This window comes from Actinomycetota bacterium (assembly GCA_036280995.1).
Lineage (GTDB): Bacteria > Actinomycetota > CALGFH01 > CALGFH01 > CALGFH01 > CALGFH01.
Genome location: DASUPQ010000277.1, coordinates 1 through 4608, shown reverse-complemented (window position 1 = coordinate 4608; position 4608 = coordinate 1). Strand labels below are relative to the sequence as shown.

At 69.0% G+C, this 4608-nt stretch carries 5 protein-coding genes; 2 read left to right on the top strand and 3 right to left on the bottom strand.

Annotated features, from left to right (window positions below):
• Positions 1-139 precede the first annotated feature (139 nt).
• Complete coding sequence (locus tag VF468_09285) at positions 140-961, bottom strand: IS5 family transposase (GenBank protein HEX5878499.1); 822 nt, start codon at positions 959-961, stop codon at positions 140-142.
• Positions 962-1056: 95 nt separating this feature from the next.
• On the bottom strand, positions 1057-2394 hold the full coding sequence (locus VF468_09280; GenBank protein HEX5878498.1) for a transposase: 1338 nt from the start codon (positions 2392-2394) through the stop codon (positions 1057-1059).
• 76 nt (positions 2395-2470) lie between these two features.
• Between VF468_09280 and VF468_09275 the strand changes: the two genes are divergently transcribed.
• On the top strand, positions 2471-2752 hold the full coding sequence (locus VF468_09275; protein HEX5878497.1) for a hypothetical protein: 282 nt from the start codon (positions 2471-2473) through the stop codon (positions 2750-2752).
• A gap of 137 nt (positions 2753-2889) precedes the next feature.
• Here the strand turns inward: VF468_09275 and VF468_09270 are convergent.
• Positions 2890-3662 (bottom strand): IS5 family transposase gene (locus VF468_09270; protein HEX5878496.1). Its coding sequence is split into 2 segments (ribosomal slippage): positions 2890-3338 and positions 3338-3662, totalling 774 coding nucleotides; the frame shifts between segments, so codons are not numbered across the junction.
• Positions 3663-3805: 143 nt separating this feature from the next.
• Between VF468_09270 and VF468_09265 the strand changes: the two genes are divergently transcribed.
• Positions 3806-4608, top strand: an 803-nt coding sequence (locus VF468_09265; protein ID HEX5878495.1) for an IS701 family transposase, incomplete at its 3' end; no start/stop codon positions are given.

Below are 4608 nucleotides of genomic sequence, written 5' to 3'. Positions count from 1 at the left end.
CTGAGGTCCCTCGGGCGCAGCGCAACTGAGGACTTTGGAAATGGCTGGGACGCAAGCCGCTCGCAGAGTATTCAGCCCAAAGTGGCCGAGTTACCCCTATCCCGGTCTCAGTGCCCATCCGTGAAAGCACCGTCCGATCTCAAGCTCTTGCAAGGCGTCGAGCGAGGAGCTGGATCGAGGCGAGGTGGACCATGGTTGCGGCCGAGGCGAGGGTTGCCTCGAAATCCTTGGCCAACCTTCGGTTGCGGCCGAGCCAAGCGAAGGTCCTCTCGACCAGCCAGCGCTTGGGCAGGACGGCAAAGCCGCGGGTGCCGGGCTCGCGCTTGACGATCTGGAGCCGCAGACGCTCCTGTGCTGCGGCACAGGCAGCGGTCTCTCCTTGATAGCCGCCATCGGCGAAGATCAGGCGGAGCCAGGGGAAGCGCCGGCGCAGCCGGCGGCAGACCAACGCCAGCCCATCGCGATCCTGGATGTTGGCGGTGTGGATGACGACCACCAGCAGCAGGCCCAGGGTGTCGACCAGAATGTGGCGCTTGCGGCCGTTGATCTTCTTGCCGGCGTCATAGCCTCTGGGCCCGCCGGCTTCGGTGGTCCGCACGCTCTGGCTGTCGACGATGCCAGCGGTCGGCGAGGCCTCCCTGCCGGCCCGCTCGCGCGCCGCCACGACCAGCTTGGCGTGCAGTATCTGCCAGGTTCCATCCTCCCACCAGCGCCGGAAATAGCCGAACACCGTGCTCTTGGCCGGCAACTCCTTGGGCAGGAGGTCCCAGGGGCAGCTGGTGCGCAGCAGATAGAGGATGGCGTTCAGGACCTCGCGCAAATCCACCTTCCGTGGCCGCCCGAGCCGGCTCGGTGCCGGTAGATGGGGCGCGATCAAGGCGAACTCGGTGTCGGTCAGGTCGGTTGTGTAGCGTGTCGCCGTCCGCGCATACTGGTGCCGGGCGGAAGCGGTCCAAGGCATCGCTCGCTCCTCACGGTCTGCCAACCTGAGGTATGAGCAACCCTCTGATACCGCTCAAATCTTTTCGGAATGGGCTCTTAGCTTGGCTTTGCACGTCAGGGTGGTCTGCAGGCGACGCGCATGAGGCGGTCGAGCAGATCGGCTGGGATTTTCTGCATCTCTCGGCCGCTCGGCGAGGGTCCGAAAGCCGTCGATGTCCACAGTTCGCTCCGGACCAGGGCGAGGGCGTCGCTGAAAGTGGCATAGTGTTTCGGGTACCAGCAGACGCAGTCAGGTAAGATGCTGCGTTCCGCTGCGAGCCGTGTCGCCCAGAGGGTCACCAACGAGAACAGGCCGAGCAGCGCCGGCGTGGTGCGCAGGATGGCCAGGTCCGACCACTGCCGCTGGGTTTCGACACCGAGGTGTCGTCTGGCTTCCTCGAAAGTGGTCTCGGTGCGCCAGCGGCGGACGAACCAGCGCAGGATGTTCGATGGGTCGGCCTCCAGGTCGGTGCTGAGGAAAGCCTGCGGCTCCTTCTCGCCCTCTGGATCACGCACGAGCACCCAGCGGATCGGCACCCGCATGCCGGGGTGATGCCAGAGCGCGGTGCCGGAGGCGATGTCGAGCCGGCGCTCGCTCCGACCATACCAGTGGTCGACCCTGGTCCGGCGCCAGCGTGTGGCCGGGTCGGCCAGCCGCTCCGCTAGACTCGGCAGTCGGGCGCCCTTGACTCGGGGGCGGCCGCGCATACCCGGCCGGCGTGGCGGTGGTGGTGCATACAGCCCGGCATCGAGGCGCAGCCGTGAGATCATGCAGAGGTGCTGGCGGAGGTCGCGGAGCAGTCCGATGGCCGCGAAGCTGCTGTCGGCCACGACGATCAGCCGCCGCCCGGGAAGCCAGCGCGCGGTCAGCAGCAGCGCCTGCCGGGCCCAGTCGGTGAGCTTTTTGTGCCGCTTCCCGCGCCCGGTGGCATACCGCTCGGAGGGCGCCAGCACGGTCAGGAATGGCAGGGCCCAGACGCAATCGGCCCAGGGAACGGGAGCCAACAGCATGACGCAAAGCCAGCGCAGGCCACTGGCTTTGACGAAGTGGCCACGGCTGGACCGCACGGGATCGCGGTAGATGCCGCGCGCCTTGATCTTGGCCCCCCAGCGCCGTTCGATCGTGTCGTCGATGCCCACTACCACCGGCCCCGTTGGTACGAAGGCCGCGACCAGCAGGAGCAAGAGCCGATGGCCGACGGCACGGGAAGACCACCGTGCGTGGCTGAGCACGCGGTGGTGGACGGCAAAGCCTGGGGCCTGCTCAAGGCCCATGACGCGCAGCGCCGCCGTGACCGTCCGCCGCCCCGGCGCGAGCAGGGCGCCTGCCACCAGCACCAGGGCGTGGCGCCAGACCGCGGTGGTGAAGTAGCCTCGGAACGGCCGCATCCAGGCGGCCAGCACCTCGGGCACAGGCGCCGGCATGGCGTCGGCCTCCGCTTTGGAGGCTGCCCGAATGGGGCAACCCATGCCGGGGCAGGTAGGCACGATGGCCGGCGCTGATGCCATGCGCGAGCGGATCGAAGCTCACCCCTGGCCGCGCGGTGGTGTCGAGGTGGTACGAGCGAACAAGGGCTATACACTGTACAGCCGACGCACTGGCGGCCAGGTCGCGCGCCTGCGGCCTACCGGCAAGAGTGATGACGTGCAGGTCTTGTGGTGGCGCCACGAGGCCTGGGCCACCCCCGGCGACTTCGGGCCCGTCATCATGCCGCTCAACGAAGCCCTCGACTTCGTCGCCACCGAAAGCTTCTTCTGGATCGGGGCTTGACGCCTACACCCGTTACAAAACGTGCAAAGCCAAGCTAAGAGGCCGTTTGAGAAGCTCGCGCCGGGCTCGGTCTGGGGCGGGGCGCGCGATGAGGCGGGGCGGCTGTGCTGGCCGTTCAGGAGGGGAGCTAGGCTCTGTTAGCTCTTGAGCCAGTCCATGGCGGCGGCCATGCAGAGCACGCCCATGAAGGAGCAGGCGGTCTTCTCGTAGCGGGTGGCGACGGCGCGCCACTCCTTGAGCCGGGCCCAGAGGCGCTCGACGAGGTTCCTGTTGCTGTAGATGTAGTCGGGGCAGGCCACCGGCGCTTCGTTGCGCTTGGGCGGGATCGCGGGCCGCGCGCCCAGGTCCCAGATATGCTGCCGAAAGGCGTGGCTGGCGTAGCCGCGGTCGCCCACGACCCACTTGGGCACACGGGGCAGGCTGTCGAGCAGCGGCACGGCGTGCGGCAGTTCATGCGCCTGGCCCGGCGCGAGGCGGAAGGCGATGGCGCGTCCTTTGCCGTCGGCGATCACGCAGGCCTTGGTGCCATAGCCACCACGTGAGCGCCCAAGCGCCTCACGCGCGTCCCGTCCTGCCGCGGTCTCCTCTTTTTGGCAGCCCCTGCCGCCTTCTGGTGGGCTCGGATCGAGGTGCCGTCGAGAAAGGTCATCCCCAGCGAGATGCCCCTCTCCTGAACCAGCGACAGCAGGCGCTCCCACACGCCCAGCCGCGACCAGCGGATGAAGGTCTGGGCTGCCATCCACCAGGGTCCCAGCGCTTCGGGCAGGGAGCGCCATTTCGCCCCGTTGTCGTGGCGCCAGATGATCGCGCTGATCGTCCGCCGCAGGTGCCGGGGCGGAACCTTGGCCGCCGGCCGACAAGCCTCGATCAGCGGCGCCAGCACCTCCCACTGCTCGTCCGTCAGACCCATCGCGTCCTCCTCAAAGCCAGAAGAACGCCCACCTCGGCCTCGCGTTCAGGCGCTAACAGGCTCTAGCACTACCTGGGCATTTTAAGGGGTGATGAGCGGCACCATCTCCTCGCGGGTCGCAACGGCCCAAGAGGTGTGGCGTGGTGGAACCCGGATCATCCGAGATCGAGGCGGCCCTGGACACTTGGCTGGCGCCGTTCTTGGAGGTGATCGGCCGCAAGACGCGGCGGCGCTGGGCGCCCTTGTACCTGCACGGCCTGCTCGGTCCGGACGGCCGCAAAAGCCTGCAGCCGCTCGCGGCCCGCCTTGGGCTGGGCGGGCATGACCAGCTGCAGCACTTCATCGCCAGCCCGGCCTGGGATGATGCGCCCTTGCGAGCGGTCCTGGCCGGGAAGGCGGACGCCCTTGTCGGCGGCCCGAGCGCCGTGCTGGTGATCGACGACACCGCCTTGCCCAAGAAGGGCAAGCGCTCGGTCGGCGTCGCCCGCCAGTACTGCGGGGCCCTGGGCAAACAGGCGAACTGCCAAGTCCTGGTCTCGCTCACCCTGGCCCAGGACGAGGTGCCGGTGCCGCTCGGGCTCAGGTTGTTCCTGCCGGACGAGTGGGCCAGCGACCCGGATCGCTGCGCCGACGCGGGCGTGCCGGAAGAACACCGCCGCGCCCTGGCCAAGACCGAGATCGCCCTGGCGGAGATCGACCGGGTCGCCGCCGCCGGCGTGCGCTTCGGTCGTGCCTTGGCCGACGCTGGGTACGGTATGGGGGCGGCCTTCCGCCAGGGCCTGAGCGCGCGCGGCCTCGCCTGGGCGGTGGGCGTCCTGAAGACCCAGAACGTCTACGCGCCCACGGTCGAGCTGCACTGGCCGACCGCCCCCACCGGGCGGCCACGCCGGCATCCCGTGCCGAGCGAAGCCCCGGCGGCGGCCGAAGCCGTGCTGGCGCGCGCCGA

Coding starts and splice junctions, on each gene's coding strand:
- VF468_09285 (HEX5878499.1), bottom strand. CDS start 961: ATGCCTTGGACCGCTTCCGCCCGGCACCAGTATGCGCGGACGGCGACA.
- VF468_09275 (HEX5878497.1), top strand. CDS start 2,471: ATGGCCGGCGCTGATGCCATGCGCGAGCGGATCGAAGCTCACCCCTGG.